Annotated in this window: 12 protein-coding genes; 6 read left to right on the plus strand and 6 right to left on the minus strand. The window is 63.4% G+C overall.

Annotation, left to right across the window (positions count from 1 at the left end):
* Positions 1 to 143: 143 nt before the first annotated feature.
* Positions 144 to 1,163 (minus strand): hypothetical protein, encoded by a 1,020-nt coding sequence (locus BLS26_RS11530; protein WP_092511129.1) that lies wholly within the window; start codon positions 1,161 to 1,163, stop codon positions 144 to 146.
* 261 nt (positions 1,164 to 1,424) lie between these two features.
* Here BLS26_RS11530 and BLS26_RS11535 point away from each other — a divergent pair, with 261 nt between their 5' ends.
* The 3 genes from BLS26_RS11535 (at position 1,425) to BLS26_RS11545 (ending at position 3,397) form a co-directional block, all read left to right on the plus strand.
* Positions 1,425 to 1,799, plus strand: coding sequence for a Crp/Fnr family transcriptional regulator (locus tag BLS26_RS11535; RefSeq protein WP_092511131.1), 375 nt, complete (start codon positions 1,425 to 1,427; stop codon positions 1,797 to 1,799).
* Positions 1,796 to 2,608 carry an MBL fold metallo-hydrolase gene (locus BLS26_RS11540; RefSeq protein ID WP_092511133.1) on the plus strand — a complete coding sequence of 271 codons (813 nt, stop codon included), beginning with the start codon at positions 1,796 to 1,798 and terminating at the stop codon, positions 2,606 to 2,608. The genes BLS26_RS11535 and BLS26_RS11540 overlap by 4 nt, the downstream gene beginning before the upstream one ends.
* A gap of 174 nt (positions 2,609 to 2,782) precedes the next feature.
* Positions 2,783 to 3,397, plus strand: a complete 615-nt coding sequence (locus BLS26_RS11545) for a glutathione S-transferase family protein (RefSeq protein ID WP_092511135.1) — start codon at positions 2,783 to 2,785, stop codon at positions 3,395 to 3,397.
* A 110-nt stretch (positions 3,398 to 3,507) separates the two neighbouring features.
* On the opposite strand, the gene BLS26_RS11550 is transcribed toward BLS26_RS11545, so the two are convergent.
* Genes BLS26_RS11550 through BLS26_RS11560 form a run of 3 tightly spaced genes read right to left on the minus strand, consistent with a single transcriptional unit; the run spans position 3,508 to position 5,534 of the window.
* Positions 3,508 to 4,005 carry a TPM domain-containing protein gene (locus BLS26_RS11550; protein ID WP_092511137.1) on the minus strand — a complete coding sequence of 166 codons (498 nt, stop codon included), beginning with the start codon at positions 4,003 to 4,005 and terminating at the stop codon, positions 3,508 to 3,510.
* 1 nt (position 4,006) lies between these two features.
* Positions 4,007 to 4,894, minus strand: coding sequence for a YgcG family protein (locus BLS26_RS11555; RefSeq protein WP_092511138.1), 888 nt, complete (start codon positions 4,892 to 4,894; stop codon positions 4,007 to 4,009).
* Between the two features lie 22 nt (positions 4,895 to 4,916).
* Positions 4,917 to 5,534 carry a LemA family protein gene (locus tag BLS26_RS11560; RefSeq protein ID WP_092511140.1) on the minus strand — a complete coding sequence of 206 codons (618 nt, stop codon included), beginning with the start codon at positions 5,532 to 5,534 and terminating at the stop codon, positions 4,917 to 4,919.
* 162 nt (positions 5,535 to 5,696) lie between these two features.
* On the opposite strand from BLS26_RS11560, the gene BLS26_RS11565 reads away from it, so the two are divergent.
* Genes BLS26_RS11565 through BLS26_RS11575 form a run of 3 tightly spaced genes read left to right on the plus strand, consistent with a single transcriptional unit; the run spans position 5,697 to position 8,910 of the window.
* A complete protein-coding gene (locus BLS26_RS11565) occupies positions 5,697 to 6,548 on the plus strand; it encodes an enoyl-CoA hydratase (protein WP_092511142.1) in 852 nt (283 codons plus the stop codon).
* Positions 6,549 to 6,567: 19 nt separating this feature from the next.
* Complete coding sequence (locus BLS26_RS11570) at positions 6,568 to 7,701, plus strand: acyl-CoA dehydrogenase family protein (RefSeq protein WP_092511144.1); 1,134 nt, start codon at positions 6,568 to 6,570, stop codon at positions 7,699 to 7,701.
* Positions 7,702 to 7,713: 12 nt separating this feature from the next.
* Entirely contained in the window at positions 7,714 to 8,910 is a 1,197-nt protein-coding gene (locus BLS26_RS11575; protein ID WP_092511146.1) for an acyl-CoA dehydrogenase family protein, read from the plus strand.
* A 132-nt stretch (positions 8,911 to 9,042) separates the two neighbouring features.
* On the opposite strand, the gene BLS26_RS11580 is transcribed toward BLS26_RS11575, so the two are convergent.
* The gene (locus BLS26_RS11580) at positions 9,043 to 11,367 is read right to left on the minus strand and encodes a xanthine dehydrogenase family protein molybdopterin-binding subunit (RefSeq protein WP_092511148.1); all 2,325 of its coding nucleotides are present in this window, start codon (positions 11,365 to 11,367) and stop codon (positions 9,043 to 9,045) included.
* Between the two features lie 220 nt (positions 11,368 to 11,587).
* Positions 11,588 to 12,463 carry a dihydrodipicolinate synthase family protein gene (locus tag BLS26_RS11585; protein ID WP_092511150.1) on the minus strand — a complete coding sequence of 292 codons (876 nt, stop codon included), beginning with the start codon at positions 12,461 to 12,463 and terminating at the stop codon, positions 11,588 to 11,590.
* Positions 12,464 to 12,473 lie beyond the last annotated feature (10 nt).

Here is a 12,473-nt window from a genome sequence, read left to right on the forward strand (position 1 = left end):
GGCGACGTGTTGCGTTCAGGAAATTACCCGACAGCACCCCGGCTGTCTCGCGACAATCGGGATGCAATTTTACGTGAGAGTGGGGGAATATTTTTGATCGGGCGAATCCTCAGGCCGCGCCCGAGGACGCCGCGGATCACGCGTTAGCGCGAGATCAGGCCCCTGCTGGTCACGACCACCCATTTGCCATCCTGCTTGCGGATGGCATCGACGCGGCCGAGACCGGGAACGGGATCGCCGGCATAGACTTCAAAGACGCCCTGGCGGCCTTCGATCAGCGCGCCGCCATTGGCGACGTCACGCAGCACCCAGCCTTCCACCCTCGGCAACCTGGCGACATCGGGCTTGGACGGAGCGGCCGCGGGCGCGGCGGCGGCAACCGTAGCCGGCTGCGGCACCGAACCCGTGACTTCCCGCGCAGCCGCCGGCGTGGCGGCGGCAACCGTGGCCGGCGCCGGCACGGTGCGGAGCTTGTCGACGGCTTCGCTGAGCTTAGCGAGTTTCGCGGCAGGCTCAATCTGGGCCTTTTCGACCTTGTCGAGGCGATCGCTGGTCTTGTTGAACTGGCCGGTCGCGACCTTCGAGGTGTGCTCGACACCGGCTTTCAGCGCGACGATATCGGCATCGATCCGCGCAATGGAAGCTTCCAGCGCGCTGGTATTTGCGGCCGCCGATGCTGTCTCTCCGCTCAGCATATGCCCGAAACCGGTGGTCGCCAGCGCGCCACCCAGGGCACCCGCAACCGTCGCCAGCGCCACCACGGCGGCCATGGCCGAGATCCGGCGCTTGCCGGACGATCCTTCGCCCGAGGCCGCTTCCACCTTCGCGTCGGCGCCGACGCGTTCGCCGGGCGACATGATCATCATCTTGCTTGTCGGGCGCGGCGCCTCGGGCTTGGCAGCATCGACCTTCGGAACTTCCACCTTGGGCGCGTCGACTTTGATCGCCTCGACCTTGGGGGCGTCAACCTGGAAAGGCTCGACCTTGGGCATTTCGGCCTTGGGCGTATCAGCCTTGGGCGAAGTCTCTTCCTGTTCGGGCGCGAGCATCGGGGACTCGACCTCGGCCGCCGCCGTCACCGGCGCGGACATATCGGAAGCAGCCACCCCGGCGCCAACGGTTCCGGTTTCAGTGCTGGTCGGCTCGGACTTGAGATCGCTCACATCAAATACTCCAGGATTGGTTGACCTTTTGGTAACTTTTATTGCTTGCGAAATCGTTACCGGCCGCGGGCTTACCGAAATTTTAGGAAGTCATCCGGGCCGGTTTTGTGGCAGTACGGCGGCAGCCGCGCGGCCGGTGCGCGGCCGCCGCGGCCGAACCCCTTGTCATGCTGCTCTGCGGCAATCCCCGGCAGCGCCGTTTGCGCCGGTTGGTTTACCGACTAACATGCCGCCACCAACCAGCCAGAAGGCAGGGGCGCCATGACGATCGAGAAATGCATCAACGAGTTTGACGTCAATGACGTCATTTTCGAGGAGGGCTCGACCGGGCGTGAACTGTTCGTGGTGCTCGAGGGCCAGGTCGAGATCGCCAAGATCGGCAACACCGGCAAAACCGTCATCGTCACGCTCGGCAAGGGCGAGTTCTTCGGCGAAATGGCCGTGATCGACGGCTCGTCGCGCTCGGCGACCGCGATCGCCGCGGCCCCCCACACCCGCGTGATGCGGATCAACCACGCCCGCTTCGTCTATCTGGTCAGCCAGCAGCCGGCGTTTGCGCTGATGATCATGGATGCGCTTTCGAAGCGGCTGCGGGCCTCGAATGCCGTCACCTTCAGAGCCGCGGCCAACCCATGAGCGAGCGTAGACCGAGCCCGTTCAAAACCCTGCTCGACAACGAGGTCTGCACGCTGATCGAGGCGGCTGAGGACGTCTACCAGATCCGTTTCAAAAACCGCGCGGCGAACGCCTATCTGGTGCGCGGCAGCGCGCGCACCATCATGATCGATGTCGGACTGTCGTCGAACTATCCGCATCTGCTGACCTGCCTCAACCATATCGGTTGTCCGCCCGAGAAAATCGACATGGTGGTGCTGAGCCACGAACATCTCGATCACATCGGCGCGGCCTTTCATTTTACCGGCCGCACCTTCATCGCCGCGCACCGGCTGGCCGCCAACAAGATCATGCTGCGCGACGATTTTTCGATGCTTCGAAAAATGTTCAACGAGCCGAACGTACCGATCAACGTCGATATCTGGCTCGAGGAAGGCAATCTGATCGACCTCGGCAACTTCCGCCTCAACGTGATGCACACACCCGGCCACACCTCGGCCTGCATCACACTGTTCGACCAGGACAAGGGATTGCTGTTTGCCGCCGACACGTTGATGCCCGGCGGCGTGATGGGCGGCGTGTTCGGCTCCGGCAGCATCGCCGACTACATCCAGTCGCTGGAGCGGCTCAAGGGCCTGAACTCGAAAATCCTGCTGTCGGGTCATGGCAGGCTGTCGGATACGCCGCAGGACGACGTCCGGATCGCGATCCAGCGTTCGCACACGCTGCTGTCGGATACCGCGCAACTGTTCGACGCGCTGGATGCGCGCTCGAATTTCGAACCGATCATGCAGTCGGTGCGTGACCTCAACAAGCTCGACGACGGCTAGCGACGATCTCGACTTTCCGGATTTATTCCCGGCCGGCGCTGATTTTTCGCGTGATGCTGAATCACATTTCACAAAGCGAAATGTGTGACCGACCCATTTGACAAATGTCGCGGCGGCCTGTTCAAAAGCGGCCAAGAAACGCCGCCATCAAAACCCAACGGGAGAGAATGCACCATGAAGCTCTACGACTCGGTCGGACCGAACCCACACGTGGTCCGCATGTTCATGGCGGAAAAGGGCATTGAGATGCCGAAGCAGCCGGTCGACCTGCGCAAGGGCGAGAACCGCGAAGCCGAGCATTTGAAGCGCAATCCGCACGGCCAGATGCCGACGCTCGAACTCGACGACGGACATTATGTCTCCGAAATCACCGCGATCTGCGAATACCTCGAAGAGAAACACCCGAAGCCGGCGATGATCGGAGCAACGGCGGAAGAGCGCGCCGAGTGCCGGATGTGGACGCGCCGCGTCGATCTCAACATCTGCGAGCATATGGGCAACGGTTTCCGGTTCGGCGAAGGCCTGAAATTCTTCCAGAGCCGCATCCCCTGCGCGCCGGAAGCGTCGCCCGGCCTCAAGATGATCGCCGCCAACCGCCTGCAATGGCTCGACGGCCAGATGTCCGACGGCCGGAAATATCTCTGCGGCGAGCGTTTTACGATGGCGGACATTTTGCTCTATTGCTGGCTCGCTTTCGCAGGCCAGGTCGGGCAACCCTTGGATACCACCAACGCCAATATCGCGGCGTGGATGGCGCGTGTCGGGGAACGGCCCTCGGCGAAGGCGTAGGCGTCTCTCCATCCGTCATTGCGAGGAGCGAAGCGACGAAGCAATCCAGCCTTGCTTGCGGCTCTGGATTGCTCCGTTTGCGCTCGCAACGACGTGGAGAGTAAAGCGAGCTAAATCACCACTGGCGCGTCCGGCAATTCGTTTGGCCCGCCGCCGCTTCCCGGAAAATGCACCGCCATTTCGCGCGACACCGCGGCGATCCCCTTGATCGCGCCGGCTTCGAAATTCTTCGCCCGGAAATCGGCTTCCATCTCGGCGCAGATTTTCTTCCAGCCGGCGGTGCCGACCTTGGCGTCGATGCCGCGGTCGGCGACGATCTCGACATCGCGGTCGGCGAGCAGGAGATAGATCAGCACGCCGTTATTATGGGCTGTGTCCCAGATCCGCAATTGACCGAAGATATCGAGCGCCCGCTCCCGCGCCGACTGGCCGCGGAACAGCGGTGCACCGTCAAGCGCGCCTTCCACCACGAAACGCACCTGGCCGGAATGCGTGGCTTCGCCCGCTTTGATCGCGGCTTCGATCGCGGCCAGCACTCTTGGCGGAAAATACCGCTTCTTCCACCAGTGGTGGTGCAGCAGATGCTTGCCGATCCGCGCTATGCTCATTCTACCAGCTCCCCGACGCGCCGCCGCCGCCGAAGCTGCCGCCGCCACCGCCGCTATCGCTTGAACTGCTGGAGCTGCTCGACCAGTCGCTGCTGCCGGACGAGCTACCGCCCGACCAACTCCCGCCGCGGCCGCCCGGCGATCCCGCGGTAATCGAGTCGCTGAACATCACGAGGAGCGACGCAACGATACCCGAGAGGAGCGCCGCGACCAGCGAGCCGAAGAAAAACCAGGCGATCAGCGCCACCAGACCTCCGGTTACACCCGATCCGATCAGACGGCCCAGCACGCTGCGTAGCCCACCACCGAACAACAACACCGGAATGATCAGAAACGGATTGAACAGATCGCCGGGGTCGAACGAGCGGGTCGACGGCTGCCAGTGCGGCGGCTCCGGCGCCGGCAATTTTTCGCCATCGATGATCCGGATCATGCGGTCGACGCCGGCGGAAATGCCGCCGGTGAAATCACCGGCCTTGAATTTCGGCGTGATGTCTTCGTCGATGATGCGCTTGGACGTGATGTCGGTCAGCGCGCCTTCGAGGCCGTAGCCGACCTCAATCCGCAGATGACGATCGTTCTTGGCGATGACGAGCAACGCGCCGTCGTCGATCTTCTTGCGGCCGATCTTCCAGGCTTCCGCAACCCGCAGCGAAAATGCCTCGATCGCCTCGCCGTCCGTCGTCGGGACGATCAGCACAGCGAGCTGGCTGCCCTTCCGGGTCTCGAAGGCCCGGATGGTCTGGTTCAGGCTGCTGACGTCGTTGGTGGACAGTGTGCCGGTCTGGTCGACCACGCGCCCGACCAGCGGCGGCACCGCGACGTCGGCGTGCGCCGGAAGGACCCAGCCCAGCAGCAGCGCAAGAAACAGCGCTCTCGCAGCGTTCATCACGGCCAATCTTTGTTGCCAGTTATTTGGTGGGCGCCGCCGGTGCCGGTGCCGGATTGAAGTCTACTTTCGGCGCCGTTGAAATTTCCTTCTCGTTCTCGACCGAGAAGTTCGGCTTATCCTTGTAGCCGAAAACCATCGCCGTCAGATTGTTCGGGAAGGTGCGGATACCGACATTATAGTCCTGCACCGATTTGATATAGCGGTTGCGCGCCACGGTGATGCGGTTCTCGGTGCCTTCGAGCTGCGCCATCAGGTCGCGAAACAACGTATCGGATTTGAGCTGCGGATAGTTTTCGGTCACGACCAATAGTCGCGACAGTGCGCCGGAAAGTTCACCCTGGGCGGCCTGGAATTTCTGGAACGCGGCCGGGTCGTTCAGCACTTCCGGCGTCGCCTGGATGCTGCCGACCTTGGCGCGGGCGTTGGTAACGCCGAGCAGCACATCCTTTTCCTGCTGGGCAAAGCCCTTCACCGAATTGACGAGGTTGGGCACCAGATCGGCGCGGCGCTGGTACTGGTTGACCACCTCCGACCAGTTCGCCTTGACCTGCTCGTCATTGGTCTGGATCGCGTTGTAACCGCAATTGGTCAGGCTCAAGGTCGCCAGCGCCGCCAGCACGGTCCATAATCTGCGCATCGAAATTCTCCCGGTAAATCTGTCGTCAACATATCAGAATGGTTGCGTTCGGTATGCAGGCCTGGGCCTGCTTCCAGTCTATTTTGCGACCCAATGGCACTTGCCTATCATTCGCCGAAACCACAACATGGCCAGATAACAATACAATAGAGGGAGGGCCGATTGACCGCTTTCGAGACCATCGTCGTCGAGCGGCCGGAGCCTGGTATCGCGCGCGTAGTGATGAACCGGCCCGAGGCGCGCAACGCACAAAACCTGCAAATGACCTACGATCTCAACGCCGCCTTCGACGAGGCGGTGCAGGACGATGCGGTCAAGGTCATCATTCTCGCCGGCAACGGGCCGCATTTCTCGGCCGGGCACGATTTGCGCCCGGGCGGCAAAAATGCAGCCGGTGTTGATTTTCCGCCGGTCGGAAATTGGGGCGGCTTTGCCGAGCCCAACGCCCATGGCCGCTTCGCCCGCGAGCAGGAAATCTATCTGCAAATCACCCGCCGCTGGCGCAACCTGGCCAAGCCGACAATCGCCGAAGTGCACGGCAAGTGTATCGCCGGCGGCCTGATGCTGGCCTGGGCCTGCGACCTCATCGTCGCCAGTGCCGATGCCGAGTTCTGCGATCCCGTGGTCACGATGGGCGTCTGCGGCGTCGAATGGTTCGTTCATCCCTGGGAACTCGGCCCGCGCAAGGCCAAGGAATTGCTGTTCACCGCCGACGTCTGGAACGCCGAGGAAGCGCACCGGCTCGGCATGGTCAACCACGTCGTGCCGCGGCCTGAGCTTTCTTCCTTCGTATTGGCGCTGGCGCGAAGGATCGCGGCAAAACCTTCGTTTGCGCTGAAACTGACCAAGGAAGCGGTCAATCGCTCGGTCGACGTCATGGGCCAGCCCGCAGCGATCGAACAGGCGTTCGCGCTGCACCAGCTCTGCCACGCGCATAATTTGCAGGAATTCGGAATGGTGGTGGATCCCGCGGGGCTGCATCCTTCCGTCAGGAAACCGGCGCAGGCCAAGTAACAAAAGCAAAGTAGATCAGATGGACCTCACCCTGAGCGACGAGCAGCGGATGCTACGCGAAAGCGCCGACCGCTTTGTCACCGAAACCTACAATGCCGATCATCGCAAGCGGTCGGCGAACGACCCGCGCGGCTTCAGCGCCGACATCTGGAAGCAATTCGCCGATCTGGGTTGGCTCGCGCTGCCAATCAAGGAGGACCACGGCGGGCTTGGCGGCGGCGCCATCGAGATCGGCATCCTGATGGAAGCGTTCGGCCGCGGCCTCGTCTCCGAGCCTTATTTGTCGACCATCGTGATCGGCGCGGCGCTGATCGCCGAATGCGGCACTGAGGCGCAGAAGCAGGCGTTGCTGCCGCAGATCGCCGACGGTTCGCTCTACCTCGCCTTCGCGCATTCGGAGCGGCAGGCCCGCTTCGATCTGGCGGACGTGAAAGCCACGGCAAAGAAAACGCCGGATGGCTGGCGTCTCGATGGCCACAAGACCGCCGTGCTCGACGGCAACGCCGCCGGACAGATCATCGTCTCCGCCCGCGTCGATGACGGCAAGCTGTGCCTGTTCCTGGTGCCACAAGGCGCGTCCGGCCTCGCCTCGCGCGATTTCCCGCGGCTTGGCGGCGGCCGCGCCTGCAATCTCGAACTCAGGGATGTCCGCCTGCCCGCCGACGCTTTGCTCGGCGATGGCAGCGACGCATTGCCGGCGATCGAAAGCGTGGTCGATCGCGCCATGGCCGCCATCGGCGCCGAAGCGGTCGGCATCATGCAGACCCTGCTCGACCAGACGCTTGAATATACCAAGATCCGAAAACAGTTCGGACGGCCGCTGTCGGCCAACCAGGTGATCCGCCACCGGCTGGCCGACATGGCGATGCAATGCGACGAAGCCCGCTCGATGGCGTTGCGCGCGGCACTGATGGCCGACGCCGAACCGATGGCACGTGCGCGCGCCGCTTCCGGCGCCAAGGCCAAGATCGGCAAGTGCGCGCGGTTCGTCGCAGAACAATCGGTACAGCTTCACGGCGCCATGGGCGTCACCGAAGAGCTCGACATCGGCTCTTACTTCAAGCGGCTGCTTGCCTTCGACACCTTGTTCGGAGGCAGCGCCCATCATTATCGCCGTTACGCCGCCTTGGGCGGCCGTGCCATTCAAGCCTGAACGGAGCGCATCATGGATCTCACCTTCAACGCCGAAGAGCGCGCCTTCGAGCAGGAAGTCCGCGACTTCATTGCGGCCAACCTGACGCCGGAGATGAAGCGCGCGACCGCGCTGACGCCTTCGGTATTTTCCGACCCCGATATCGGCATGGCCTGGCAGCGCGCGCTGCACAGGAAAGGCTGGGGCGCACCGGGCTGGCCCGTGGAGCATGGCGGACCGGACTGGACCCCGGCGCAACGCTGGATCTTCGAGGCCGAATCCGCCCGCGCCGGCGTCCCCAATGTGAACGTCATGGGCGTCAAGATGGTCGGCCCCGTCATCATCGGCTTCGGCTCGCCCGAGCAGAAGAATTTCTATTTGCCCAAAATTCTCTCCGGCGAGGACTACTGGTGCCAGGGCTATTCCGAACCCGGCTCGGGCTCGGATCTATCCTCGCTGAAGACCCGCGCGGTGCGCGATGGCGACGATTACATCATCAACGGCACCAAGATCTGGACCACGCATGCCCACCACGCCAACCGCATGTTCGCGCTGGTGCGCACCAACGACACCGAGCGGCAGCAGGACGGCATCAGCTTCATCCTGATCGACATGAAGAGCAAGGGCATCACGACGCGGCCGATCCTGACCATCGGCGGCGACCACGAGGTCAACCAGGTGTTCTTCGACGACGTCCGCGTTCCCGTCGCCAACCGCGTCGGCGACGAAGGCAAGGGCTGGACCTACGGAAAATATCTGCTCGAGTTCGAGCGCGGCTCCGGCATCGCCTCGGCCAAACTGCGCGAAGCGCTGAAGATGGTCTCCGATCTCGCGGAATCCGAGACCACCGGGCGCGCCATCGACGATCCCGATATCGCGGTACGGATGTCCGAGATCGAGGTCGATATCGACACGCTGGAAATGACCGAACTGCGGGTGCTGTCGGCGCTGCAGACCGGACAGAATCCGGGCGCGGTGTCGTCGCTGCTGAAACTACGGGTCAGCGAAATCCGCCAGGCGGTGACCCGGCTCGGCGTCGAGGTAATCGGCAATGACGGCCTCTATGTCGAGCCGATCCGTCCACTCTACCGGCTCAACGAAGCGCCGGGCATTCCGGAAGAGCTGCTGCCGGTGGTGCCGGAATTTCTCAACACCCGGGCCTACACGATCTTCGGCGGCTCGTCGGAGATCCAGCGCGAGATCGTGGCGAAGATGGTGCTGGGGCTTTAACTACCGTCGTTCCGGGGCGATGCGATAGCATCGAACCCGGAACCTAGAGGTTATCTTGCACGATCGAGATTCCCCGATGCGCAATTGCGCATCTGAGGTTCATCGCTCCGCGATGCCCCGGAATGACGGGAGCTACACCCCCACCTTCGCATCCCTGATCGCCTGCCAGATCTTGGCCGGCGTCAGCGGCGTGTTGAGCTGCTTGATGCCGAGTTCGCTGAGCGCATCCATCACGCCGTTGGTGACGCACGGCGGCCCGCCGATGGCGCCGGATTCGCCGCAGCCTTTGGCGCCGAGCGGATTGGTGCGGCAGGGCGCGGAATCGTCGAGCGTGACAGCGATCGGCGGGATGTCGTCGGCGCGCGGCACGCAGTAATCCTGATAGCTCGCGGTCAGCAACTGACCCTCTTCACTGTACGAGACGCCCTCATACAGCGCCTGGCCGATGCCCTGCGCGACGCCGCCATGGACCTGGCCGGTCACCAGCATCGGATTGACGGCGATGCCGACGTCATCGACCGTGGTGTAACGCACCACCTTGCTGACGCCGGTTTCCGGATCGATCTCGACTTCGCAGATATGGGTGCCGTTCGGCCAGCTCGGACCGTCGACTTCGCCTTCGCTATCGACCGAGAGTTTGGCGCCGTCTTCCTTCTTGGCGATCTCGAACAGGCTGATGCGCTTGTCGGTGCCGACCACCGTCAGCCAGCCGTCGCGGTATTCGATATCCTCGGCCGAGGTCTCCAGCACATTCGAGGCTTTCCCGCGCGCCTTCGTCATCAAGTCGTTGGTGGAAACCGCAACCGCGGTGCCGCCGACGAACAGCGAGCGCGAACCGACGCTGCCGAAACCGGTGGCCAGATCCGTATCGCCCTGCACCACGTCGATCTTGTCCATGGCGATGCCGAGCGACTCGGACACCATCTGGGTGTAGGTGGTCTGCAGCCCCTGCCCCATTGCCATGGTGCCGGAGTGCAGGATGATACGGCCTTCCGCCGTTGCATGCAGCGAGACCTTTTCGGTGTGCGCTCGACCGCCGGTCCATTCGATGTAGCTGGTCAGGCCGCGGCCGTAGAGCAGGCCCTTCTTCTTCGCCGCCTTCTTGCGCGCGGCAAAGCCGTTCCAGTCAGCGAGATCCGACGCGCGCTCCAGCATGTGCGCGAACGCGCCGGAGTCGTAAACTTGCCCGACGGCGTTGGTGTAGGGCAGTTGCGCCGGCTTGATGTAGTTCACCTTGCGGATGGCACGCGGATCCATGCCGATTTGGCGCGCGGCCGCATCCATCAACCGCTCGACGATGAACACCGCTTCCGGCCGCCCCGCGCCGCGATAGGCGCCGACCGGCGCGGTGTTGGTCATGACGGACTTCACTTCGAAATGCACCAGCGGCAGATCGTAGACGCCGGTCTGCACGAACGGCCCGAGCACCAGCGGGATGATATTGCCCGCACCCGAGGAATAAGCCCCGGTGCCGCCGACCGAGCGCACGCGATAGGCCTGCACGCGTCCCTTGGCGTCGAGTGCGAATTCGCCGGTCGAGGTCAGATCGCGGCCATGGGTGCCGCCGACGAATTCGTCGGTGCGGTCCCCGCGCCAGCGGATCTTGCGTTCCAGTTTGGTCGCGGCATAGGCGACGATGCCGTCTTCCGGATAGAGGCTGGTCTTCTGGCCGAAACCGCCGCCGATATCGCCGACCAGCACGCGGACGCTTTCCTTCGGCCGCTTCAGCACGGACTCGGCGAGCAGATCGCGGGTCGAACCCGGCGTCTGCGATTGCACATGCAGAATCAGCCGGCCGGTCTTCTTTTCGATTTCGGCGATCGTCGAGCGCGGCTCCATCGCCGACGGAATCAGCCGCTGGCTGACCAGATCGAGCGAGATTTTATGCGCGGCGTTTGCAAATGCTTCTTCCACCTTGGCCGCGTCACCATAGCTCATGGCGGCAACGATGTTGTCCGGCGCTTCAGGCCACACCACCGGCGCGCCGGGCTTGATCGCCTCGATGGGATCGACCACCGACGGCAGCACGTCGTATTCGACCGCGATCGCCTCGGCCGCGGTCTGCGCCAGCACCCGCGACGTCGCCACCACGGCCGCCACCGCCTCGCCGGCGAAGCGCACGACCTCATGCGCGAGCAGCCGCCGCGGCGGCACCGTCATCGGTTTGCCGTCCGGCCGCTTGAAGATCGAAAGCGTCGGGATGGTGCCGACATCGTCCTTGACCAGGTCAGCGCCGGTATAGACCGCCTCGACGCCGGGCATCTCGGTCGCCGGCCTGACGTCGATGGAAACGACTTTGGCGTGGGCGTGCGGCGAGCGCAGCAGGTAAAGCCACAGTGCGCCGTCCTCGGGCTTGTCGTCGATGAACTGCCCCTTCCCGGTGAGCAGTCGCTGGTCTTCCAAACGCTTGACCGGCTTGCCCGCACCAAAACGCATATTGCCGGGAAGAATATTCATCAGTTTGTCCTTCGAGCTTCTTGCAAAAATTGAGCGAGTTTGGGCGGGTTTTAGCGGGTTTTGCGGACGAAACAACTCACCGCTGTCATTCCGGGATGGTCCGAAGGACCAGACCTCAGGGGTGCAATTGCACCCCCGGGGAATCTCGAGATTCCGGGTTCGATGCTTCGCATCGCCCCGGAATGACGAGATAAGAGGCCTTATGCAACTCGCAAGCCAGTTACCCGACGTCCCGCAGGGCTTGCTCGACCACCTTGCGCTGCTCCGCCGTCAAGGCCGCCTGCGGCGGCACGGGGTCGCCGACCGCATAGCCCTGGATGTCGAGCCCGGCCTTGATGCAGGCTGCCAGGTTGAAGCGCGCAAAGGCTTCGTTGATACGCCACAGCTTGCGCTGAAGTACCATCGCCTCCTCCCAGCGGGCCGAGCTGCAGAGGTTGTAAAGTTCGACGCTTTGCCGCGGAATGATGCAGGCCGGTCCGGCCATCCAGCCGTAGCCGCCGATCAGCATCACCGCCGCCGGGATATGGGCGGAGGCCGAGAACACTTTGATGCTGTCGCCGCAGCGATTGATGATCGACAGCAGCCGGCCGGTATTGGTGGAGGCGTCCTTGATGTAGCCGATGCGCGGATGGGTCGCGAGCCGGGCAATCACATCCAGCGTCAGATCGGAGCGCTGGAATTGCGGGTTGGTGTAGATCACCACGGGAATATCGACAGCGTCGGCGATAGCGCGGAAATAGGATTCGATCTGCGCGTCGGCGACAGGAAAATACGCTTCCAGGATCGCGAGAATGCCGCTGGCGCCGAGCTTCTGGTACGCCTTCGCCTGCGCCACCGCGTCGGCCGTCGAGGTCGAGGCGACGCCGGCAATCACGGGCACGCGGCCTTTCGCGGCCTCGATCGCGGTTTGCACGACGCTGGTGCGCTGCGCCTGGTTGAGGTAGGCGAACTCGCCGGTCGAGCCGAGCGGCGTCAACCCGTGCACGCCTGACTTGATCAGGTCGTCGCACAGCCGTCCCAGCACCTCGGTGCGGATGTTGCCTGTGGGGTCAATGGGGGACACGAGATAGGGAAAAACGCCGTGGAAATCAGCCATGGTAGGGATC

This window comes from Afipia sp. GAS231 (assembly GCF_900103365.1).
Classification (GTDB): domain Bacteria; phylum Pseudomonadota; class Alphaproteobacteria; order Rhizobiales; family Xanthobacteraceae; genus Bradyrhizobium.